Source organism: Pseudomonas sp. FSL R10-0056, from assembly GCF_009600105.1.
GTDB classification, from domain to species: Bacteria; Pseudomonadota; Gammaproteobacteria; order Pseudomonadales; family Pseudomonadaceae; genus Aquipseudomonas; species Aquipseudomonas bubulae.
Genome location: NZ_WIWL01000204.1, coordinates 41,765 through 63,807, shown reverse-complemented (window position 1 = coordinate 63,807; position 22,043 = coordinate 41,765). Strand labels below are relative to the sequence as shown.

Below are 22,043 nucleotides of genomic sequence, written 5' to 3'. Positions count from 1 at the left end.
GCTTTACCCGTTGAAATCACTTTGCGCATTGTTTTTAGTCGTCTTGCTGGGAGGCTGTGCCACGTTGGACGTACCCCGTGAACCCACCCAGGCGTTACCCGCCGCAGACTCGGCCTTTGGCCGCTCGATCCAGGCCCAGGCCGCGCCGTATCAAGGTCGCTCGGGGTTCAGGCTGCTGCCCAACAGCGGCGAAGCCTTCAGGGCCCGGGCCGAGTTGATTCGCAACGCGCAAACCAGCCTCGACCTGCAGTACTACATCGTCCACGACGGCTTGAGTACGCGCATGCTGATTGACGAATTGCTCAAGGCCGCAGATCGCGGCGTGCGTGTGCGCATCCTGCTCGATGACACCGCCAGTGATGGCCTGGACGATATCCTGGCCACCCTCGCCGCTCATCCCAATATCCAGATTCGCCTGTTCAACCCCCTGCAACTGGGCCGTGGAACGGGTGTAACCCGAGCGATGGGACGGCTGTTCAACCTCTCGCGCCAGCACCGGCGCATGCACAACAAACTCTGGCTGGCCGATAACAGTGCGGCGATCGTGGGCGGGCGCAATCTGGGCGATGAGTACTTCGATGCCAAGCCGGAGCTGAATTTTACCGATATCGACCTGCTTGGCGTCGGCCCGGTGGCCGAGCAGTTGGGGCACAGCTTCGATCAGTACTGGAACAGTGCCCTGAGCCAGCCGATTGGTGATTTTGTCTCCTCGCAACTCTCTGAGCAGGAGCTGGGCAAGGCGCGCAAACAACTGGAGACCTCGCTCAAGCGTGCGCAGCAACGCAACCCGGCGCTCTATCAGGAGCTGGCCTCATACGAAACCCGCCCGCAGCTCGACGTGTGGCGCAAGGAGCTGATCTGGGCCTGGAATCAGGCGCTGTGGGATGCTCCGAGCAAGGTGCTGGCCCGGGATGAGCCTGACCCGCATCTACTGCTGACCACACAACTGGCGCCGGAGCTGGTAGGCGTTAATCAGGAGCTGATTCTGGTTTCAGCCTACTTTGTGCCGGGTGAAACCGGGCTGGTGTACCTGACGGGCCGCGCCGATGCCGGGGTCGATGTACGTTTATTGACCAACTCCCTGGAGGCTACAGACGTGCCCGTGGTGCATGGCGGTTATGCACCCTATCGCAAGGCGCTGCTGGAGCATGGGGTCAAACTCTTCGAATTGCGCCGCCAGCCGGGCAGCAGCGGTGGCAGTGGCCCGCACTGGTTCAAGCCCGGGATGAGTTCGGATTCGAGCCTGCACAGCAAGGCGATGATCTTTGATCGGCAAAAATCCTTTATCGGTTCATTCAATTTCGATCCGCGTTCAGGCTTGTGGAACACCGAAGTCGGCGTGCTGGTGGACAGCCCCGAGCTGGCCGCCGAGGCCCGCAAACTGGCGTTGCAGGGCATGGCCCCGGCCTTGAGTTATGAGCCGAAACTGGAGCAGGGCAAGATGGTCTGGGTGACCGAAGACAATGGCCAGTTGCACACTTTGCATCATGAACCGGGCAACTGGTGGCGCCGGCTCAATGCCTGGTTCAGCAAAAGTGTGGGGCTGGAAAAAATGCTCTGATTGGCGGCTGCCCTCTCCCCAACCCTCTCCCGGAGGGAGAGGGAGCTGATCGACGGCGATTCTATAGACGTATTCGACCAGCACGGCGAAACAAGTCGCCCAACGCATGTCTGTGCTCCAATTATGTGGTGTAAAAACCATTGTGGGAGCGGGCTTGCTCGCGATGAAGGCACCGCGGTCTTTCAATCAGACCCGGTGCTGTCATCGCGGGCAAGCCCGCTCCCACAGGGTGTTGCGTTTAGAGGATTACAGCTTGATCCAGGTGGACTTCAGCTCGGTGTATTTATCAAACGCGTGCAGAGACTTGTCACGGCCGTTGCCCGACTGCTTGAAGCCACCAAACGGCGCGGTCATGTCGCCGCCATCGTATTGGTTGACCCATACGCTACCGGCGCGCAGGGCCTTGGCGGTCAGGTGAGCCTTGGAGATATCGGCCGTCCAGACGGCTGCCGCCAGGCCGTATGGTGTGTCGTTGGCAATCTTGATGGCCTCTTCGGCACTGTCGAAGGTGATAACCGACAATACCGGGCCGAAGATTTCTTCCTGAGCGATTTTCATCGCATTGCTGACGCCGTCGAAAATGGTCGGTTCAACGTAGGTGCCGCCGGTTTCTTGCAGAATTTGATTACCGCCTGCTACCAGTTTTGCGCCTTCGCTATGGCCGGACTTGATGTACGACAGCACGGTGTTCATTTGCTGGGTATCCACCAGCGCGCCCACGGTGGTTTCCGGGTCCAGCGGGTTGCCGGGCTTCCAGCCCTTGAGGGCGTCGATCACCAGCGGCAGGAACTTGTCCTTGATCGAGCGCTCCACCAGCAGGCGCGAACCCGCGGTGCAAACTTCACCCTGGTTAAAGGCAATGGCGCTGGCAGCGGCTTCGGCAGCCGCTTGCAGATCCGGCGCATCAGCGAAAACGATGTTCGGGCTCTTGCCACCGGCTTCAAGCCAGATGCGCTTCATGTTGGACTCGCCAGCGTAGATCATCAGCTGCTTGGCGATTTTGGTCGAACCGGTAAACACCAGCGTATCGACGTCCATATGCAGGGCCAGCGCCTTGCCGACCGTGTGGCCGTAGCCTGGCAGCACGTTGAAGACGCCCGCTGGAATGCCGGCTTCAACGGCCAGCGCAGCGATACGGATAGCCGTCAGAGGGGACTTTTCGGACGGCTTGAGGATGACCGAGTTACCGGTCGACAGGGCCGGGCCCAGTTTCCAGCAGGCCATCATCAGCGGGAAGTTCCACGGCACAATGGCAGCGACAACGCCCACCGGCTCGCGGGTTACCAAGCCCAGTTGGTCGTGCGGGGTGGCGGCGACTTCGTCGTAGATCTTGTCGATGGCCTCGCCGCTCCAGCTCAGCGCGCCGGCAGCACCGGGCACATCGATGTGCAGGGAGTCACTGATCGGCTTGCCCATGTCCAGGGTTTCAAGCAGGGCCAGTTCTTCGGCGTTTTGCTTGAGCAGGCCGGCAAAGCGGATCATTGCGGCTTTGCGCTTGGCCGGAGCCAGGCGGGACCAGACGCCGGACTCGAACGTCTTGCGGGCCACTTCCACGGCGCGCTGGGCGTCAGCGCTGTCGCAGCTGGCAACCTTACCCAGCAAACGGCCATCGACCGGGCTCAGACACTCGAACGTTTCATTGGAGACCGCATCGGTGTATTCACCGTTGATGAAGGCGCGACCTTCGATTTTCAGCTGTTGGGCCCGTTGTTCCCAGTCAGCACGCGTCAGGGTGGTCATTCGAGTGTCCTCCTCTTGTTGAAATGGAAGCGCCACCCTAAACCAGTGGCCCTGGAACTTTCAATATATTTGACACAGGTGGCGTAAACACCATGGCTTGTTCGTTTTAATAAACATAGACTTTAATTTTGCTGACCACACATGCCGCAATTTCGGGGGGATAACAAAGATGAGCATCGCAAGCGTAGTCGACTTCAGCACTGCCAATACCCAGGCTGAACGTTTTAGCCCGGCCCCGGAAAAGGTGCTTAAAGGCAACCCTGAGCAAGTTATCCACAACCACTACGACAGCCCCTGTGGGCAAATGAACGCCGGGGTGTGGGAAGGAGCTGTGGGCCAGTGGACCGTCAATTACACCGAGCACGAATACTGCGAGATCGTGCAGGGCGTTTCCGTTTTGCGTGACCATGAAGGTAACGCCAAGACCCTGCGCGCCGGCGATCGCTTTGTCATCCCCGCGGGATTCAAAGGGACATGGGAAGTGCTGGAGCCCTGTCGGAAAATTTACGTAGTCTTTGAGAGCAAGGCCTGAGACAGCTGATCCAGAGCCTTCAACAAGCCCTGCCACGCTTTGATGGCGGGGCTTTTTTATGCCTGCCCTCCAGGGCTACAGGCTACAAATTCAGAAATACGTCGCCAGCGCCCTTCGCGTCAATGTGAGCCAGTCTTGAGAGAACGCCGGGCACTTAAGGAATGAGCAGGCCCGCAGCGTTATTTCATTTATCTGAAAACAGGGAAGACCCATGTCCAGTCTGAATACTTTGAAACGCCTGTTGTTGACCACCAGCGTCCTGCTGGGGTTTTGCTCCATGCCCGCGATGGCTGAGGAGGACGGCAAGTGCAAAACGGTTGCGATCAATTTTCTGGTTGCGCCTGAGGCGACGCCTGCTTTGCTGGAGATGCTGCGCCGGGAGTCCGGGGCAACCGAGTTGCGTGTAGAGAGGCCGGGCATAGGCTACACCCGAGAGCACAACGCAGACCGCCTTCGCGTGGTCGTCGACGAAAACAACCTTATGCAGAGCTATATGTGCGGCTAGGGCTGACAAACGCGCACAAAAAAGGCCCGTATCGTGAGATATGGGCCTTTTTCGTAAGAAGAAAAACCAATTACTTGATTTTGGCTTCTTTGTAGATCACGTGCTTGCGAACCCGCGGATCGAATTTTTTGATTTCGATTTTGTCCGGAGTGGTGCGCTTGTTCTTATCAGTGGTGTAGAAATGGCCTGTACCAGCGCTCGACACCAAACGGATCAATTCACGCATGATTAGCTCCCTTAGATCTTGCCAGCACGGCGGATTTCGGCCAGCACGACAGTGATGCCACGCTTGTCGATGATACGCATGCCTTTAGCAGATACGCGCAGACGTACGAAACGTTTCTCTTCTTCAACCCAGAAGCGGTGATGCTGCAGGTTCGGCAGGAAACGACGACGGGTTTTGTTATTTGCGTGGGAAATGTTATTCCCAGTCACCGGACCCTTACCGGTAACTTGACAGACTCTCGACATGCCTCAGCCCTCTAAAACCACATGCCCAACCCGGCATGGGTTGGCCGCTTAATCTCTCAGTCATGGCGCCAGGCGCCGCGTTTCTTTAAGGGTCTTACCGGCTACACCTACAAACGCAGGAACCGGGCCCCTAGAAAAGAGCGCTGCTTTATACCAGAAAGACTAAAGAGCAACAACAAGCAGTGTGATTTGGTGTAATTAATGAAGCCGCCATTTTAACGCCAATCCGCGCGGCGTCTATGCCTTGTGGCGTTTTACCGCTCGTCGCTGGGTGAAAGGTATCGGGGGCTGGTGCCCGCTCGTAGCCGCTGCCGAAGGCTGCGATCGAGCACGTAGTGGTCGCCTTTTCACGCTTGCTCAAGGCCCTGGAAGCCCTTTCCCGGCCTGCGACAGCGACTACAGGATGTCGAATGCCATTAAAAAGTGGTCATTTGAGTACCAGAACACTAGGGTAAGATTTTTCCAGACTGCACTTGCAGATGGGCCTTATCGACTTGTACAGGAAACAGATCATGCGCCTCGCTGCCGTCCCCTTTTTGCTCACCTTTTGCCTGAGCCCGCTCGTACACGCGGCCACCTTGAGCGTTTGCACCGAGGCCAGCCCTGAAGGGTTCGACGTTGTGCAGTACAACTCGCTCAGTACCACCAATGCCTCGGCAGACGTGCTGATGAACCGCCTGCTGGACTTTGACGCTAAAGCCGCGAAGCTGGTGCCTTCACTGGCGCAAAGCTGGTCAGTGTCCCCTGATGGTCTTGTGTACGATTTCAAGCTGCGCCCCGGGATCAAGTTCCACAGCACGCCTTATTTTTCCCCCAGCCGTGAGTTGAATGCCGATGACGTGCGTTTCAGCTTCGAACGCATGCTTGACCCTGCCAACCCATGGCACAAGGTGGCGCAAAGCGGTTTTCCCCACGCGCAATCCTTGCAGTTGCCTGAGCTGATCAAAAAAATTGAAACTCCGGATCCGCTGACCGTGCGCTTCACTCTGAGTCGCCCTGATTCGACCTTCTTGCCAGCGCTGAGCATGGGCTTTGCCTCGATCTACTCGGCTGAATATGCCGACAAGCTGATGAAAGCAGGCACACCGGAGCTGATGAACAGCCAGCCGATAGGTACCGGGCCTTTTGTATTCAACCGTTTCCAGAAAGACGCGGTGGTGCGCTACAAGGCCAACCCGGACTACTTTGCCGGCAAGCCAGCCGTTGACGGGCTGATTTTTGCCATCACCCCGGACGCCAACGTGCGGCTGCAAAAATTGCGTCGCAATGAATGCCAGATTGCTCTCTCGCCCAAGCCGCTGGACGTCGCAGCTGCCGCCAAGGATCCAGCGCTGGCTGTAGCGCAGACCCCGGCCTTCATGACCGCGTTTGTGGCCATCAATAGCCAGCATCCACCGCTGGATAAACCCGAGGTACGTCAGGCCATCAATCTGGCTTTCGACAAGGACACTTATCTCAAGGCCGTGTTTGAAAACAGCGCCCAAGCGGCCAACGGTATTTACCCGGCGACCACCTGGAGTTATGCCAAAGACTTGCCGGGCTATGCCCACAATCCGCAAAAAGCCCGTGAATTACTGGCCAGGGCGGGTCTGAAAGACGGCTTCAAAACCACGATCTGGACGCGCCCGACAGGCAGCGTGCTCAATCCCAACCCGAGCCTGGGCGCGCAGTTGCTGCAAGCCGACCTGGCCAAGGTGGGTGTGCAGGCCGATATCCGGGTGATCGAATGGGGCGAGCTGATCCGTCGCGCCAAGGCTGGCGAGCATGACCTGCTGTTTATGGGCTGGGCAGGCGATAACGGTGACCCGGACAACTTCCTCACGCCGCAGTTTTCCTGTGCGGCAGTGAAATCCGGAACCAACTTTGCGCGTTATTGCGACAAGGCGCTGGACGGTTTGATCAGCCAGGGCAAAACCCTGACCGATCAGGACAAACGCAGTGCTTTGTATCAAAAGGCGCAAGCGCAGATCCAGCAACAGGCGCTGTGGCTACCGCTGGCCCATCCAACGGCCTACGCACTGACCCGTAAAGACGTACAGGGATATCAGGTGAGTCCGTTTGGGCGCCAAGACTTTTCAACAGTCAGCGTTAAGCCCTGAGCCTTACATCCAGCCGCGCTCGACCATTGAAAGCGGCTGGCCGTCACCGACTATAAAATGATCCAGCACCCGCACTTCGATCAGATCAAGTGCCTGGATCAGGCGCTTGGTCAACGTGCGGTCAGCCTGGCTGGGGTCGCTGATGCCCGAGGGATGGTTGTGGCAGAAAATCACCGCTGCCGCATTGTGCGCCAGGGCACGCTTGACCACCTGACGCGGGTAGACACTGGCGCTGTCTATCGAGCCCCTGAACAGCACCTCGAAGGCCAGCATGCGGTGCCTGGAGTCCAGAAACAGGCAGCCGAAGGCTTCGTGTGGCTCATGGCGCAGCAATGACTTGAGATAATCCCGAACGACTTGCGGGCTCTCCAGCGCGCTGTCGCGGCGCAAGCGTTCGGCCAGGTGGCGGCGGCTCATTTCGAGTACGGCCTGCAACTGGCTGAACTTGGCCGGGCCCAGCCCGAGCGGGAGACAGAATGCGCGCAGATCGGCTTCGAGCAAGGCCCGCAGGCTGCCAAACTCGCTGAGCAGATGGCGCGCCAGATCGACTGCACTTTTGCCCGAAACCCCGGTGCGCAAGAAGATTGCCAGCAGTTCGGCGTCTGAAAGACTGCCTGATCCGTGTTGCAAAAGCTTCTCCCGCGGGCGCTCCGCCGCAGGCCAATCTCGAATGCTCATAACACCTCCTTGTAAATGGGCGCCGCTGTTCCCTGGCAGGCGCTGTGTTATCTTAGCCCATCATTTTTGCGCGGCATTTGGCCATTTTCTGCGCAGTCATCATCGAACTAAAAGGCAGGCCTATGCAGCGGCTGTATCGAAAACGCATTGTTTTGGGCGTCGGCGGCGGCATCGCGGCTTACAAGAGTGCAGAGCTGGTTCGCCGTCTACTGGACCAAGGCGCGGAAGTAAGGGTTGTCATGACCCGTGGCGGCAGCGAATTCATCACGCCTCTGACCATGCAGGCGTTGTCCGGGCACCCCGTTCATCTGGATTTGCTCGACCCTGCGGCTGAAGCGGCCATGGGGCATATCGAGCTGGCCAAGTGGGCCGACCTGGTACTGATTGCACCTGCAACCGCTGACCTGATTGCCCGCCTTGCCCAAGGCCTGGCCAATGACCTGCTGACCACCCTGGTGCTCGCCACGGATGCCACGGTTGCCATCGCTCCGGCGATGAACCAGGCCATGTGGCGCGACCCGGCCACCCAGGCCAATACCCGGTTGCTCGAAAGCCGCGGCCTGCGCGTGTTTGGCCCGGCCTCCGGAAGCCAGGCCTGTGGCGACGTGGGCTTTGGCCGCATGCTCGAGGCGGATGATCTGGTGAGCTGCGCCGCCGAGTGTTTTCAGCGTCAGGTGCTAACCGGCAAGCACGTGCTGATCACCGCAGGCCCTACCCAGGAAAACATCGACCCGGTGCGCTATATCACCAACCACAGCTCCGGAAAAATGGGCTTCGCCCTGGCTGAAGCAGCAGTGGAAGCCGGCGCCCGTGTGACCCTGATTACCGGCCCGGTACACCTGCCGACCCCGGATCGCGTGACCCGTATCGACGTGGTCAGTGCCCGTGACATGCTCGCAGCCTGTGAGGCGGCGATCCCCTGTGACGTGTTTATAGCGTCTGCTGCTGTTGCAGACTACCGCCCGGAAGTCATTGCCCCGCAAAAACTAAAGAAAGACCCTACCAAAGGTGACGGCCTGTTGCTGCAAATGGTGCGCAATCCAGACATTCTGGCCACTATCGCTTCACGCCCTGATCGCCCTTTCAGTGTCGGCTTTGCCGCAGAAACCGAGAACTTGCTCGATTACGCTGCGCGCAAGCTCAAAGACAAAAACCTCGACCTGATTGTCGCCAATGATGTGGCCAACCCCAGCATCGGCTTCAACAGCGAAGAGAACGCCTGCAGCGTGATTGATCGCGAACTGCACGCCACCGTATTTGCCCAGACCAGCAAGGGCAAGATTGCCCGCCAGCTGGTCACTTTTATCGCCGAACGTCTGAACCAGGTTTAACTCGTATGCACGCTTTGCAAGCCAAAATCCTCGACCCTCGCATTGGTAACGAATTCCCGCTGCCGCAGTACGCCACTCCTGGCTCTGCCGGCCTGGACCTGCGCGCCATGCTTAAAGAAGACACCGTTCTGGAGCCGGGCCAGACCCTGCTGATCCCCACCGGCCTGTCGGTGTACATCGGCGACCCGGGCCTTGCCGCCCTGATCCTGCCGCGCTCGGGCCTGGGCCATAAGCACGGTATCGTACTGGGGAACCTGGTCGGCCTTATCGACTCTGACTATCAAGGCGAACTGATGGTGTCGTGCTGGAACCGTGGCCAGACCGCCTTCAACATCACCATCGGCGAGCGTATCGCTCAACTGGTGCTGGTGCCGGTAGTGCAGGCGCACTTTGAGCTGGTCGAAGAGTTCGACGAAAGCCAGCGTGGCGCTGGCGGTTTTGGCCACTCCGGCAAGCTCTGATTTGTATTTCAAGGCCAGGCGTCCTGCCTGGCCTTTCACGCATCCCCGAACCCCTCTGAACATGGAGTCTCCCCCTACAATGAGTAGCTCAGCTTCGGTCGCACCGAAATTCCCTGACAGCATTTTTCGCGCCTACGATATTCGTGGCGTGGTGCCGGAAACCTTGACGGCTGAAACCGCGTACTGGATAGGCCGCGCCATTGGCGCCGAGAGCCTGGCCAAGGGTGAGCCCCATGTGTCGGTAGGTCGGGATGGGCGCTTGTCGGGCCCTGAGCTGGTCGAACGCCTGATCCAGGGTGTGGCGGACAGTGGCTGCCAGGTCAGTGATGTGGGGCTGGTGCCGACACCCGCCCTGTATTACGCGGCTAACGTATTGGCAGGCAAGTCGGGGGTCATGCTCACAGGCAGCCACAACCCGTCGAACTACAACGGTTTTAAAATCGTGATCGCGGGCGATACGCTGGCCAACGAACAAATTCAGGCATTGCATACACGCCTGAAAACCAACGATTTGACCTGGGGCGAAGGCAGCATTGAACGCGTTGACATCTTGTCGCGCTACGCCGAAGTGATTACCCGTGACATCAAGTTGGCCAAGCCCTTGAAGGTAGTGGTCGATTGCGGCAACGGCGCTGCTGGCGTGATTGCACCGCAACTGATTGAAGCGTTGGGTTGTGAAGTGATCCCGTTGTTCTGTGAGGTGGATGGCAACTTCCCCAACCATCACCCTGACCCGGGCAAGCCGGAAAACCTCGTGGACCTGATTGCCAAGGTCAAGGAAAGCAATGCCGATGTAGGCCTGGCCTTCGATGGTGATGGCGATCGCGTGGGCGTGGTGACCAACACCGGCACCATGGTGTTCCCGGACCGTTTGCTGATGTTGTTTGCCCAGGATGTCCTGGAGCGTAACCCGGCAGCCGAGGTCATTTTCGACGTGAAGTGCACACGTCGACTGGCACCTTGGATTGAAGCCTGTGGCGGCCGCCCGCTGATGTGGAAAACCGGTCACTCCCTGATCAAAAAGAAAATGAAAGAAACCGGCGCCCTGCTGGCTGGCGAAATGAGCGGGCATATCTTTTTCAAAGAGCGCTGGTTCGGTTTTGACGACGGTATCTACAGCGCTGCGCGCCTGCTGGAGATCCTCAGCAAGCGTCAGGCAACCGCTGAAGAGCTGTTTGAGACCTTCCCGAACGATATTTCTACGCCTGAAATCAATATCGATGTGACGGACGAGAGCAAATTCAGCATCATTGAGGCTCTGCACGATGCTCAATGGGGCGAGGCCGCCGAGTTGACGTCCATTGATGGTGTGCGGGTTGACTACCCTCATGGCTGGGGCCTGGTTCGCGCCTCCAACACCACGCCGGTGCTGGTGCTGCGATTCGAGGCCGAAACAGAGGCCGAACTGCAACGCATCAAGGATGTCTTTCACGCTCAATTGAAGCGTGTGGCACCTGATCTCCAACTACCGTTTTGATCGACTTGTTCTACCGGAGCCCTGAATGACCCTCGAACGTGATGCCGCCTCCAACGTCGCCAAGGTTTTGTCCGAAGCGCTGCCCTACATTCGCCGTTACGTCGGCAAGACGCTGGTGATCAAGTACGGCGGCAACGCTATGGAGAACGATGACCTGAAAACCGGCTTTGCCCGTGACATCGTGCTGATGAAGGCCGTGGGTATCAACCCGGTCGTGGTCCACGGTGGCGGCCCGCAAATCGGCGATCTGCTCAAGCGTTTATCCATCGAGAGCCATTTTATCGACGGCATGCGCGTGACCGACTCGCAAACCATGGATGTGGTGGAAATGGTGCTGGGCGGCCATGTGAACAAGGAAATCGTCAACCTGATCAACCGCCACGGCGGCAGTGCCATCGGCCTGACCGGTAAGGACGCGACGCTGATTCGCGCCAAAAAGATGGTCGTGACCCGTCAGACGCCGGAAATGACCAAGCCGGAAATCATCGACTTCGGTCATGTGGGCGAGGTCATCGACATCAATACCGACCTGCTGCACATGTTGACCAAGGGTGATTTCATCCCGGTTATCGCGCCAATCGGTGTGGGCGCCAATGGCGAGTCCTACAACATCAACGCCGACCTGGTGGCGGGCAAGGTTGCCGAAGCCCTCAAGGCCGAGAAACTGATGCTGCTGACCAACATCGCCGGCTTGATGGACAAGGAAGGCAAGGTGCTGACCGGCCTGACTACCGCTCAGGTGGATGACCTGATCGCCGACGGCACCATTTATGGTGGCATGCTGCCAAAAATCCGCTGCGCGCTGGAAGCCGTGCAAGGTGGCGTGACCACGGCGCATATCGTCGACGGTCGCGTGCCGAATGCCGTACTGCTGGAAATCTTCACCGATACCGGTGTGGGTACGCTGATTACCAACAGCAAACCGGCTTAAGCAGAACCAAAAAAAGCCCCGCCCGGAGTGATCCGGGCGGGGCTTTTTGATGGGCGAGGGGATTAAATCCCGTACTGCGCCCGGTACGCTTCAACGGCTGGCAGGTATTGCTTGAGGGTTTCGTCTTCGGCCAGGAACTGCAAAACCTGGTTCAACGAAACGATGCTGATCACCGGAATACCGAAGTCGCGCTCGACTTCCTGGATCGCCGACAGCTCGCCATTGCCGCGCTCCTGACGGTTGAGGGCAATCATCACGCCGGCCGCCTTGGCGCCCTGGGCCTGGATGATTTGCATCACTTCACGGATAGCGGTACCGGCCGTGATCACGTCGTCGATGATCAGGATATCGCCTTCAAGCGGCGAGCCAACCAGGCTACCGCCTTCGCCATGAGCCTTGGCTTCCTTGCGGTTGAAGCACCACGGCAGATCACGGTCGTGGTGCTCGGCAAGCGCTACGGCAGTGGTCGCCGCCAGGGGGATGCCCTTATAGGCCGGACCAAACAGCACGTCGAAGGAAATACCGCTGTCAACGATGGCGGCAGCATAGAAGCGCCCCAGCTGGGCCAGTGCAGAGCCGGTGTTGAACAGCCCGGCATTGAAGAAGTAAGGGCTGGTACGGCCCGACTTCAGGGTGAACTCACCGAAGCGCAAAACGCCACGATCGATGGCAAAGCGGATGAAATCGCGCTGATACGCTTGCATGAAAAAAGTCCCCAGATACCACGGATTTAGCTAATTAGTAAGACGGCGTGTATCATACACGCACGTGATTTTTGGGGCCATTTATGCGGATCATCAGTGTGAACGTCAATGGTATTCAGACGGCAGTCGAGCGCGGTTTGCTCAGTTGGCTGCAAGCTCAGAATGCCGACGTTATCTGCCTGCAGGACACCCGTGCCTCCGCCTTTGAACTGGACGATCCAGCCTACCAGCTCGATGGCTACTTTCTTTATGCCTGTGACGCCGAAGTCCCCGCCCAAGGTGGCGTGGCTTTGTACTCGCGGTTACAGCCGAAAGCAGTCATCACCGGGCTTGGCTTCGAGACGGCCGATCGCTACGGGCGCTACCTGCAAGCCGATTTCGATAAGGTCAGCATCGCGACCTTGCTGCTCCCTTCGGGGCAGAACGGCGATGAAGACTTGAATCAAAAATTCAAGTTAATGGACGACTTTGCCCGCTACCTGGATAAGCAGCGTCGCAAGCGTCGTGAGTACATCTACTGCGGCTCGCTGTATGTGGCGCAGCAGAAACTCGACATTAAAAACTGGCGCGACAGCCAGCAATCGCCCGGCTTCCTGGCGCCTGAACGGGCCTGGATGGATGAGATTGTCGGCAACATGGGATATGTCGATGCCCTGCGTGAAGTCAGTCGGGAAGGTGACCAGTACAGCTGGTGGCCGGATAACGAACAGGCCGAGATGCTGAATCTGGGCTGGCGTTTTGACTACCAGCTGCTGACACCGGGCTTGCGCCGCTTTGTACGAAGCGCTCGCATGCCGCGTCAGCCACGCTTCTCGCAGCACGCGCCATTGATCGTGGACTACGACTGGACACTGACTATCTAAGTGTTGATCGCAGATCCAGAAAAAGGCTCCCGCTCTGTTATCAAGGGCGGGGGCCTTTTTTGTATCCGAGGCACTTTCAGGCGAAACTGGGCGTTCGTTTATGCAAGGTGCGTATCCGGTACTGCAAAAGCACAGCGGCAATAAAAGTGACAACAGCCTGCAGTACGATGAATAGATAGATTGAAGGGCTATTAAAGTCATACAGGTAAATGACCGGGATAAACCCTGCAAGCATAAAGGTATTGATCAGTACTTGAGGGATCAGGGTGTCTCGCATTGCCCGCAAGTGGCTTGCCGTGAGCGAGAAGTAAAGCGAGCTCAATACCGACATGCATATCGCCACAAATCCTTCACTGGTAAACGTCAGCGAGCGGTCGCCAAAGATAAAAAACAAACCGCTTCCCAGCGCATAAAAACCCCCTGCAATCACGGCCATGAGCACGGCGGCGGCTAGTTGTCCGCGCGGGTAGATCTTGTCCGCATCCACGATATGCTGGCTGGTATAGACGCTATGAAGCTGAGCGAACGCTATGACCGGAATGCTGAGAAATCCGATAATAGACATACAGATCGAAAGATCGGCAACCAGGCTTTCATTCAGCGACAGCAGTTTTCCGTTAAGCAGGTAAAAGTACAATTTTTGCCCCGCTACCCCGGCGGCAATAGGAAAGCCCATTGAAACGACGTCTGCCAGTATTTTTGGCTTGACGAGGATGTGCCGGTATCCGAGCCGCATAGAGAGGCAGGCCAGGGAGATGAAGAGGGCTGTTTCGACAATCAAGAAGTAGCCAACAGCCAAGAAAACAAAGTCGTGCTTGCTGCAAAAAACAAAACAAAACATCAGGAATGCGCAGCCTGCACACGTGCACCACTTCTTTACGGTTGCACACGGCAAGGAGTGTCCAGAGGCTTCGTGGAAAAGATGGGTGAAGGTATTGATTACCAGCAAAGGGATGGCCGGAATATAAATAAGAGACAGGTAAAAAAGTTTATCCCTGTCAAGGCTGTCCAGAAAACGGATGGAGGGGAGGTAAGCGAATACGGCAAGGGCTGCGGCAAACGCAATGGCAGCGAATAAAACCGCTATCGACAGTCCGCTCTCAAAGATTGCCTGGGGAGTGAGCGCATTTTTTTGATGATGAACGATATTGCCAATGGCCGCCAGCGGCATGTAGAAAAGGGTAGATATAACTGAAAAGATCGCCAGGACATAGGCGAACACAGGAAGATCGGCAATATTCTTGTGCGCGAGCAGCGCCGCAGCGATGGAAATGCCAAAAAATGGAAAGAGTCGACTGACAATAAAATTCCATAAGTTTTCCTTTAGATTTTGCTCATAGGTCAACTTCACGTTCGACGTTCCCATAGGGTTATCATGTAATGCCCAAATATAGGCTAACAGGCATCCCTATAAGTTCGCATATCCAAGATAAGATGATGCCAGATTTCATCCACTTCCAGCGCGGGTGGCAGGACGGGATACATTGTTTGGTATTTTTATTGAGAAACAAAAGTTTTTATAATACTGGATCGCTATCTCTGCTTCTATCGGTGTCCACTGCCGCCAGAGCAATGGGGTGCAGCACCTTTTTGAGAGTTCATCACGGCAGTTTTCATAATATCTTTATCCTTAAAGATAGTGGCGAAGACTGATCAAGCAGTCGACATAAAAACTAGACGAGCAAAAACAAATAGTCAATAGAATATTTTCAAGTGCCACTTGGTCTTTTTTTAAATTCGGTATTCACAGATGGCCATTGCACTAACATGGCGCGATAAATAACGGTGCGCTTTAAAATGAGGCTCTCTTAAAGGCATGGTTTATTTAGCGCGCATAAGTAAGTAGTTGTCGTTAAACGAATGCCTGGATAAACAAAGCATCGTACTGACGTCCACTCACCTGTTGTTTTGGCTCCCGCAATCAGCAAGCGTAGAAAAGCCCACCGAGGTGGGCTTTTCTACAAGGTGCCTGAGTTGCTGACTGAAACCTTACTTGATCGGCCGCCAGGTGAAGGGATAACGGTACACCACCCCGTCATTGGCCTTGACCCCTGCAATCACCACCAGCACTACCGCGCCAATCAGTACCAGGCCCAGCAGCGCAAAGCCGATCAGCACGAACATCAGCACATAGCAAATGGCCGAAGCAATCGCCACGGTGATCTGGAAGTTCAGTGCTTCCTTGCCCTGGTCGTCAATAAACGGGTCGCTCTCGCGCTTTACCTGCCACAGGATCAGCGGGCCGATCAGGCTGCCAAACGGAAACCACATCCCGAGGAACGCCGAAAAATGACAGAACATCGCCCATTTCCGGGCGTCGCGGCCCGGTTTGGGTGTTGAAAGATCCAGCTCACTCATCACGTTCTCCGGTTGGTCGTTTGAAGGCTTTGACAGTCAATCCGGCAATTTAGTCGGCCAATGCCGCTTGTTGCAGGGCAAAAATTTCGTTCATGCCTTTTTGTGCCAGTGCCAGCATGGCGTTCAGCTCTTCAGGCTGGAACGGTGCGCCTTCGGCGGTGCCCTGAACTTCGATGAAACCGCCGCTGCTGGTCATCACCACGTTGAGGTCGGTTTCGGCTGCCGAATCTTCAGGATAGTCCAGGTCAAGTACCGGTACGCCCTGGTACATGCCCACCGATACCGCCGCGATCATCTGCTTGATCGGGTCGCCGCCTTTGAGGCCGCCACGCTTCTTGATGATCTTCAGGGCGTCGACCAGAGCAACCATGGCGCCGGTGATCGAGGCAGTGCGGGTGCCGCCGTCAGCCTGGATTACGTCGCAGTCGACGTACAAAGTGATATCGCCCAGTTTGGACATATCCAGTGCAGCACGCAGGGAGCGGCCGATCAGGCGCTGGATTTCCAGGGTGCGCCCGCCTTGCTTGCCGCGGCTGGCTTCGCGCTGGTTACGGTCGCCGGTGGCGCGTGGCAGCATGCCGTATTCGGCAGTCAGCCAGCCCTGGCCCTGGCCTTTGAGGAACCGCGGTACGCCATTCTCGACGCTGACGGTGCAGATGACTTTGGTGTCACCGAACTCGACCAGTACAGAACCCTCTGCGTGTTTGGTGTAGTTGCGGGTGATGCGGATCGGGCGGAGCTGATCGGCAACGCGACCACTTGGACGTTTCATGTGGGATACCTGTACGGGACGGAAAACTGCCGAGCATTATAAAGGAAAGGCCATGGCTGCGCAGGGCGCGTCTGTGAACCCTGGCGGGGAACGAAGATTGGATGTATTTACGACCGACGCCATTTGGGGCAGTTGCCCGCACTGCGTTACAATCTGTCGTCTAACCTGCCGCCAGGCTTAACTCATCCAATCGCGAGGTACCGTCCATGGTGCACAGCATGACCGCCTTTGCCCGCGTCGAAAGCGCCGGCACTCAGGGCACCCTGAGTTGGGAGCTGCGTTCGGTCAACAGCCGCTACCTGGAGCCGCACCTGCGTCTGCCTGAATCTTTCCGTGACCTCGAGGGCGCGGTGCGTGAAGCGCTGCGCCAGGGCATCTCCCGGGGCAAGCTGGAATGCACTTTGCGTTTCACTGAAGAAACCACCGGCAAGCCGCTGCAGGTTGACCGCGAGCGTGCCGCCCAGCTGGTGGCCGCCGCCGAGACCATCGCCAGCCTGATCAAGCAGCCTGCCGCGCTCAACCCGCTGGAAGTCCTGGCCTGGCCCGGTGTTCTGGTAGCCGATGCCAGCGACCCGCAAGCCTTGAACACCCAGGCCCTGGCGCTGTTCAAGCAAGGCCTGCAAGAACTGAAAAACGGCCGTGAGCGCGAAGGCGCGGAACTGGCCCGCCTGATCAGCGATCGCTTGACCGCCATCGAAAGCGATGTCGAAACCCTGCGCGAGCTGGTACCGCAAATGCTCGCCACCCAGCGTCAAAAGGTCCTCGATCGCTTTGCCGACATGAAGGCCGAGCTTGACCCCCAGCGCCTTGAACAGGAAATGGTTCTGCTCGCGCAAAAAAGCGACGTGGCCGAAGAGCTGGACCGCCTGAGCACCCATATTCTTGAAGTACGCCGCGTACTCAAGTCGGGGGGTGCTGCCGGGCGACGCCTGGACTTCCTGATGCAAGAACTGAATCGCGAGGCCAATACCCTGGGCTCCAAGGCATTCGATCCACGCAGTACCCAAGCGGCGGTCAACCTCAAGGTGTTGATCGAGCAGATGCGTGAACAAGTACAGAATATTGAGTAAGGCACACCCTGACATGACCCACAGCACTGGCACCCTTTATATCGTTTCTGCTCCTTCGGGCGCAGGCAAGACCAGCCTGGTCAAGGCATTGATCGACGTTGAGCCGCAGATCCGGGTATCGGTCTCGCACACCACCCGTGCCATGCGCCCAGGTGAAGTGAATGGCGTGAACTATCATTTTGTCGAGCGCGAAGAGTTCGTGAAAATGATTGAGCACGGTGACTTCCTGGAACGTGCCGAAGTGTTCGGCAACCTTTACGGCACTTCGCAAAGCCACCTGCAGCAGACCCTGGATGAAGGCCACGACCTGATTCTGGAAATCGACTGGCAAGGTGCAGAGCAGGTGCGCAAGCTGATGCCGCAGGCGCGCTCGATCTTTATCCTGCCGCCAAGCCAGGAAGCCTTGCGTCAGCGTCTGGACAACCGCGGCCAGGACAGCGACGAAATCATTGACGCACGCATGCGCGAAGCCGTGAGTGAAATGAGCCACTATGTGGACTATGACTACCTGATCATCAACGACGATTTTGCCCTGGCACTTGAAGACTTGAAGGCCATTTTCCGTGCCAATCGCCTTCAGCAAAAACGCCAGCAACAGCGTTTTGGCAAATTACTGGCCGAACTGCTCGGTTAATGAACACTTCCCAAAACCCCTGTAAGGGCTTTACATTGGCGCTTACAGAGGTTTTAGGAGCAGTGACGGAAAAATCAGCGCTTCCCTAATGGCTGGTGATTTTTTAAACTGTTCAGTCCGCTCGCCCATCCGGGCAGCGCGCATATTGCATTTGCTACGAGGAAGACCATGGCCCGCGTAACCGTTGAAGACTGTCTAGAACACGTGGATAACCGCTTTGAGCTGGTCATGCTCTCTACCAAGCGTGCCCGTCAACTGGCCACCGGCGGTAAAGAGCCTCTGGTGCAGTGGGAAAACGACAAGCCTACCGTTGTTGCCCTGCGCGAAATCGCAGAAGGCCTGATGAGCTACGAGTTTATCGCCAACGCTGAAATCGTCGAAGACGAACCGCTGTTCGCAGCGTTCGAGGACGAGTCCAACGAGGCGAACTAAGCCTATGCCCGGTCGACGTAGCACGGCGAAGGGTAAAAAGTTTTGGCAGGAGGTTTCCTCATGCCGAGCATAGACGCCCTCGCCGATCGCTTGTCGGCGTACCTCGGCCCGGACCAGGTCAATCTGGTCCGCCGGGCGTACTTCTACGCAGAACAAGCCCACGACGGCCAACGCCGACGCAGCGGCGAGCCTTATGTCACGCACCCGCTGGCAGTGGCAAATATCCTTGCCGACATGCATATGGACCATCAGAGCCTGATGGCGGCCATGCTGCATGACGTGATTGAAGACACCGGTATTGCCAAGGAAGCGCTGGTAGCGCAGTTCGGCGAAACCGTGGCCGACCTGGTCGATGGAGTCAGCAAGCTGACTCAGATGAACTTCGAAACCAAGGCCGAAGCCCAGGCTGAAAACTTCCAGAAGATGGCCATGGCCATGGCACGCGATATCCGCGTGATCCTGGTGAAGCTGGCTGACCGTCTGCACAACATGCGCACCCTCGAAGTGCTGTCCGGCGAAAAACGCCGACGGATTGCCAAGGAAACCCTGGAAATCTACGCACCCATCGCCAATCGGCTGGGCATGCACAGCATTCGTATCGAATTCGAAGACCTCGGTTTCAAGGCGATGTACCCGATGCGCTCCGCGCGCATTTATCAGGCGGTCAAACGCGCCCGGGGCAATCGCAAGGAAATCGTCAACAAAATTGAAGAATCGCTCAGCCACTGCCTGGCCATCGATGGCATTCAGGGCGAAGTCAGCGGTCGTCAAAAGCATATCTACGGCATCTACAAGAAGATGCGCGGCAAACGCCGGGCTTTTAACGAGATCATGGATGTTTACGCATTCCGGATCATCGTCGACAAGGTCGACACCTGCTACCGCGTGCTGGGCGCTGTACATAATTTGTACAAGCCCCTGCCGGGCCGGTTCAAGGACTACATCGCCATTCCCAAGGCCAACGGCTACCAGTCGTTGCATACCACGCTGTTTGGCATGCATGGCGTACCGATCGAGATCCAGATCCGTACCCGTGAAATGGAAGAAATGGCCAACAACGGCATCGCCGCCCACTGGCTTTACAAGTCCAGTGGCGACGAGCAGCACACGGGCACCCACGCCCGGGCGCGGCAATGGGTCAAGGGCGTGCTGGAAATGCAGCAACGCGCCGGCAACTCCCTCGAATTCATCGAAAGCGTGAAGATCGACCTGTTCCCGGACGAGGTCTACGTGTTTACGCCCAAAGGACGGATCATGGAGCTGCCCAAAGGCTCCACGGCCGTCGACTTTGCCTACGCGGTGCACACCGATGTGGGCAACAGCTGCATCGCCTGTCGCATCAACCGGCGTCTCGCACCGCTGTCCGAGCCGCTGCAAAGCGGCTCCACGGTCGAGATCGTCAGCGCTCCCGGCGCCCGACCCAACCCGGCCTGGCTTAACTTTGTGGTCACCGGCAAGGCGCGTACCCATATTCGCCATGCGCTCAAGCTGCAACGTCGTTCCGAGTCGGTCAACCTGGGCGAACGCCTGCTCAACAAGGTGCTTAACGGCTTCAACAGCGCGCTGGACAAGATCCCGGCCGAGCGCGTTCAGGCCATGCTCCAGGAATACCGCCTGGAGCATATCGAAGACCTGCTCGAAGATATCGGCCTCGGCAATCGCATGGCCTATGTAGTGGCCCGACGCCTGCTGGGCGAAGGCGAAGCATTGCCGAGCCCGGAAGGCCCGCTGGCGATTCGCGGCACCGAAGGCTTGGTGCTCAGCTACGCCAAATGCTGTACGCCGATCCCGGGGGATCCGATCGTTGGCCATTTGTCCGCAGGCAAAGGCATGGTCGTGCACCTGGACAACTGCCGCAATATCAGTGAAATCCGCCACAACCCCGAAAAGTGCATTCAGCTGTCGTGGGCCAAGGACGTTACCGGCGAGTTCAACGTTGAATTGCGCGTCGAACTGGAACACCAGCGCGGCCTGATTGCGCTGCTGGCCAGCAGCGTCAACGCTGCCGACGGCAATATCGAAAAGATCAGCATGGACGAACGCGATGGTCGCATCAGCGTGGTCCAACTGGTGGTCAGCGTACACGACCGTGTACACCTGGCCCGCGTGATCAAAAAACTGCGCGCCCTTACCGGGGTTATCCGCATCACTCGCATGCGTGCGTAGCCATCTAATTACAAGGAGTCACCCATGTCCAAGACTGTTATCACCAGCGACAAGGCACCTGCTGCAATCGGTACTTATTCTCAGGCGATCAAAGCTGGCAATACTGTCTACATGTCCGGTCAAATCCCGCTGGACCCAAAAACCATGGAACTGGTTGAAGGCTTTGAAGCCCAGACCATCCAGGTTTTCGAAAACCTGAAGTCGGTCGCTGAAGCCGCAGGCGGTTCGTTCAAGGACATCGTCAAGCTGAACATCTTCCTGACTGACCTGAGCCACTTCGCCAAGGTCAACGAGATCATGGGCACCTACTTCGAACAACCCTATCCGGCCCGCGCCGCCATTGGCGTTGCTGCACTGCCAAAGGGCTCGCAGGTAGAAATGGACGCTATTCTGGTTATTGAGTAACGCCCTCGGCGCAGCGTCTTCATGCTGCGCCACCCCCCCCGCTCTTCCCGGCTTCAAAAGGATTCCACCATGCGCAAAGCGCTAGTGTTGTCACTGCTCTCCATTGTTTTGGGTGGTTGTGCCAGCGAACCCGCCCCCCGTGATATCAGTGGCATCTGGATCAATCAGGCAGCAATAGATGAAGCGGCCAAGGGTGGCGGCCTGCTTGACGCCTTGTCGTCGTCAGGGCCAACCCTGGAATGGAGCATCGACGCCAAAAACGCCAAGGCCACCTGGCGAAGCAGCTTTGAGCGGGACGAGGGTACGCTGGTGCCTGATGGCAGCGCGTCGTGGAAGGTCAATTTCTATGGCGGTGAGAATACTGACCTGAAGCTCGAAGGCTCTGAATTAATACAGTCAGCGACTGAATTCTTTCCGCGGCAGGCGTTCGTACGTCCAGCTCAAAGTGATGTCGGTGAAGTTTCCCGGGGCACAAATGCAGATTTGTTCAAATCGGTGCATTTTGAGCAGGCACTCAAGTCAGCCTATCTTGGGGGCGAATGGCGCGTACTGAGTGGTGCAGGTCAGGGTGCCAAGGTGACATTCTCGCCCAAGGGGCAAGTCAGTGGATTGCCTGGCATCAATGGCTATGAGCTGTGCCTGGGAGGTGACTGCGCCACTATGAGCGGCGGTTTGGACAGCCTCTGGCTTCAGCAGGGGGAAATGGGCGCAGCGCATATTTTTGTGCGCAAAGGCCGCACACTTGAAATCTTCGAGGCGGTGGACGTCTCAGCGCCCGACGAAATGCCCCAGTTCTACCCGGGCAAGCGTGAGTGGGCGCTGGAGAAGCTGTAAGCCAACCAAACGCCCGCTC

General features: G+C 57.5%; 22 protein-coding genes and 1 pseudogene. 15 read left to right on the top strand and 8 right to left on the bottom strand.

The window, feature by feature from the left end; all coding sequences use genetic code 11:
• Window positions 1-10: 10 nt before the first annotated feature.
• The gene (locus GHO42_RS18995) at window positions 11-1,561 is read left to right on the top strand and encodes a phospholipase D family protein (protein WP_095017866.1); all 1,551 of its coding nucleotides are present in this window, start codon (window positions 11-13) and stop codon (window positions 1,559-1,561) included.
• Between the two features lie 246 nt (window positions 1,562-1,807).
• On the opposite strand, the gene GHO42_RS18990 is transcribed toward GHO42_RS18995, so the two are convergent.
• Window positions 1,808-3,301, bottom strand: a complete 1,494-nt coding sequence (locus GHO42_RS18990; RefSeq protein WP_094999728.1) for an aldehyde dehydrogenase — start codon at window positions 3,299-3,301, stop codon at window positions 1,808-1,810.
• Window positions 3,302-3,470: 169 nt separating this feature from the next.
• Here GHO42_RS18990 and GHO42_RS18985 point away from each other — a divergent pair, with 169 nt between their 5' ends.
• Together GHO42_RS18985 and GHO42_RS18980 are read left to right on the top strand one after the other, a co-directional pair.
• Window positions 3,471-3,833, top strand: coding sequence for a cupin domain-containing protein (locus GHO42_RS18985; RefSeq protein ID WP_094999727.1), 363 nt, complete (start codon window positions 3,471-3,473; stop codon window positions 3,831-3,833).
• Between the two features lie 211 nt (window positions 3,834-4,044).
• Window positions 4,045-4,338 (top strand): I78 family peptidase inhibitor, encoded by a 294-nt coding sequence (locus GHO42_RS18980; RefSeq protein WP_094999726.1) that lies wholly within the window; start codon window positions 4,045-4,047, stop codon window positions 4,336-4,338.
• A 70-nt stretch (window positions 4,339-4,408) separates the two neighbouring features.
• Here GHO42_RS18980 and rpmG read toward each other — a convergent pair whose 3' ends face one another.
• Window positions 4,409-4,564 (bottom strand): 50S ribosomal protein L33, encoded by a 156-nt coding sequence (rpmG, locus tag GHO42_RS18975; RefSeq protein ID WP_003437824.1) that lies wholly within the window; start codon window positions 4,562-4,564, stop codon window positions 4,409-4,411.
• Between the two features lie 11 nt (window positions 4,565-4,575).
• The gene (gene rpmB, locus GHO42_RS18970; RefSeq protein WP_019410280.1) at window positions 4,576-4,809 is read right to left on the bottom strand and encodes a 50S ribosomal protein L28; all 234 of its coding nucleotides are present in this window, start codon (window positions 4,807-4,809) and stop codon (window positions 4,576-4,578) included.
• 512 nt (window positions 4,810-5,321) lie between these two features.
• Here rpmB and GHO42_RS18965 point away from each other — a divergent pair.
• The gene (locus GHO42_RS18965; protein WP_094999725.1) at window positions 5,322-6,908 is read left to right on the top strand and encodes an ABC transporter substrate-binding protein; all 1,587 of its coding nucleotides are present in this window, start codon (window positions 5,322-5,324) and stop codon (window positions 6,906-6,908) included.
• A gap of 3 nt (window positions 6,909-6,911) precedes the next feature.
• Here GHO42_RS18965 and radC read toward each other — a convergent pair whose 3' ends face one another.
• Window positions 6,912-7,586, bottom strand: a complete 675-nt coding sequence (radC, locus tag GHO42_RS18960; RefSeq protein WP_095017867.1) for a DNA repair protein RadC — start codon at window positions 7,584-7,586, stop codon at window positions 6,912-6,914.
• A 122-nt stretch (window positions 7,587-7,708) separates the two neighbouring features.
• On the opposite strand from radC, the gene coaBC reads away from it, so the two are divergent.
• From coaBC to argB, 4 genes and pseudogenes are all read left to right on the top strand, one after another.
• Window positions 7,709-8,917, top strand: coding sequence for a bifunctional phosphopantothenoylcysteine decarboxylase/phosphopantothenate--cysteine ligase CoaBC (gene coaBC / locus GHO42_RS18955; RefSeq protein WP_094999723.1), 1,209 nt, complete (start codon window positions 7,709-7,711; stop codon window positions 8,915-8,917).
• A gap of 5 nt (window positions 8,918-8,922) precedes the next feature.
• Window positions 8,923-9,378 carry a dUTP diphosphatase gene (gene dut, locus GHO42_RS18950; protein ID WP_016782694.1) on the top strand — a complete coding sequence of 152 codons (456 nt, stop codon included), beginning with the start codon at window positions 8,923-8,925 and terminating at the stop codon, window positions 9,376-9,378.
• A 55-nt stretch (window positions 9,379-9,433) separates the two neighbouring features.
• A pseudogene (locus GHO42_RS18945) lies at window positions 9,434-10,855 on the top strand (phosphomannomutase/phosphoglucomutase); the annotation flags it as partial.
• Between the two features lie 25 nt (window positions 10,856-10,880).
• A complete protein-coding gene (gene argB / locus GHO42_RS18940) occupies window positions 10,881-11,786 on the top strand; it encodes an acetylglutamate kinase (RefSeq protein ID WP_016782696.1) in 906 nt (301 codons plus the stop codon).
• 62 nt (window positions 11,787-11,848) lie between these two features.
• Here argB and pyrE read toward each other — a convergent pair whose 3' ends face one another.
• Window positions 11,849-12,490 (bottom strand): orotate phosphoribosyltransferase, encoded by a 642-nt coding sequence (gene pyrE, locus GHO42_RS18935; RefSeq protein WP_094999720.1) that lies wholly within the window; start codon window positions 12,488-12,490, stop codon window positions 11,849-11,851.
• 83 nt (window positions 12,491-12,573) lie between these two features.
• Between pyrE and GHO42_RS18930 the strand changes: the two genes are divergently transcribed.
• The gene (locus GHO42_RS18930) at window positions 12,574-13,353 is read left to right on the top strand and encodes an exodeoxyribonuclease III (RefSeq protein ID WP_016782698.1); all 780 of its coding nucleotides are present in this window, start codon (window positions 12,574-12,576) and stop codon (window positions 13,351-13,353) included.
• 76 nt (window positions 13,354-13,429) lie between these two features.
• On the opposite strand, the gene GHO42_RS18925 is transcribed toward GHO42_RS18930, so the two are convergent.
• The 3 genes from GHO42_RS18925 to rph all read right to left on the bottom strand — a co-directional run bounded on the left by GHO42_RS18925 (window position 13,430) and on the right by rph (window position 16,483).
• A complete protein-coding gene (locus GHO42_RS18925; protein ID WP_130872188.1) occupies window positions 13,430-14,704 on the bottom strand; it encodes a hypothetical protein in 1,275 nt (424 codons plus the stop codon).
• A gap of 638 nt (window positions 14,705-15,342) precedes the next feature.
• Window positions 15,343-15,711, bottom strand: coding sequence for a DUF4870 domain-containing protein (locus tag GHO42_RS18920; RefSeq protein WP_094999718.1), 369 nt, complete (start codon window positions 15,709-15,711; stop codon window positions 15,343-15,345).
• Between the two features lie 49 nt (window positions 15,712-15,760).
• Window positions 15,761-16,483, bottom strand: a complete 723-nt coding sequence (gene rph / locus GHO42_RS18915) for a ribonuclease PH (protein WP_016782701.1) — start codon at window positions 16,481-16,483, stop codon at window positions 15,761-15,763.
• Window positions 16,484-16,689: 206 nt separating this feature from the next.
• Between rph and GHO42_RS18910 the strand changes: the two genes are divergently transcribed.
• From GHO42_RS18910 to GHO42_RS18885, 6 genes are all read left to right on the top strand, one after another.
• The gene (locus GHO42_RS18910; RefSeq protein ID WP_095017870.1) at window positions 16,690-17,553 is read left to right on the top strand and encodes a YicC/YloC family endoribonuclease; all 864 of its coding nucleotides are present in this window, start codon (window positions 16,690-16,692) and stop codon (window positions 17,551-17,553) included.
• Between the two features lie 13 nt (window positions 17,554-17,566).
• Window positions 17,567-18,187 (top strand): guanylate kinase, encoded by a 621-nt coding sequence (gmk, locus tag GHO42_RS18905; RefSeq protein WP_016782706.1) that lies wholly within the window; start codon window positions 17,567-17,569, stop codon window positions 18,185-18,187.
• A 168-nt stretch (window positions 18,188-18,355) separates the two neighbouring features.
• A complete protein-coding gene (gene rpoZ / locus GHO42_RS18900) occupies window positions 18,356-18,619 on the top strand; it encodes a DNA-directed RNA polymerase subunit omega (RefSeq protein WP_016782707.1) in 264 nt (87 codons plus the stop codon).
• A 60-nt stretch (window positions 18,620-18,679) separates the two neighbouring features.
• On the top strand, window positions 18,680-20,785 hold the full coding sequence (gene spoT / locus GHO42_RS18895) for a bifunctional GTP diphosphokinase/guanosine-3',5'-bis pyrophosphate 3'-pyrophosphohydrolase (RefSeq protein ID WP_094999716.1): 2,106 nt from the start codon (window positions 18,680-18,682) through the stop codon (window positions 20,783-20,785).
• A gap of 24 nt (window positions 20,786-20,809) precedes the next feature.
• Window positions 20,810-21,190, top strand: a complete 381-nt coding sequence (locus GHO42_RS18890) for a RidA family protein (RefSeq protein WP_016782709.1) — start codon at window positions 20,810-20,812, stop codon at window positions 21,188-21,190.
• 69 nt (window positions 21,191-21,259) lie between these two features.
• Window positions 21,260-22,024: a hypothetical protein gene (locus GHO42_RS18885; RefSeq protein ID WP_095017871.1), complete on the top strand. Its 765-nt coding sequence runs from the start codon at window positions 21,260-21,262 to the stop codon at window positions 22,022-22,024.
• Window positions 22,025-22,043: the final 19 nt, after the last annotated feature.